Below are 239 nucleotides of genomic sequence, written 5' to 3' on the forward strand. Positions count from 1 at the left end.
TTAAAATGGGACACCATCGTGTTTTTAAAATAATTGCGAAGACGAATCAGGAAAAACGAATTGGTATGTGCTACATGCAGAAGCAAACGCCATCCTAAAATTATCGTCTAGCACACAGTCTGCATAAGGAGCAACATTATATTTAACAATGTCGCCTTGTAAAGAATTCTGCAAATTGATACTACAATCTGGTATTACCTAAGTGGTGTATACCAGTGATTATTCAGATGACTCTGTAT

General features: G+C 36.0%; 1 pseudogene. It reads left to right on the top strand.

The features are described from left to right. Positions 1-4: 4 nt before the first annotated feature. Positions 5-199, top strand: a pseudogene (locus AC23MB_RS14530) (cytidine/deoxycytidylate deaminase family protein); the annotation flags it as partial. Positions 200-239: the final 40 nt, after the last annotated feature.

This window comes from Soonwooa sp. T0.1_25 (genome assembly GCF_057652215.1).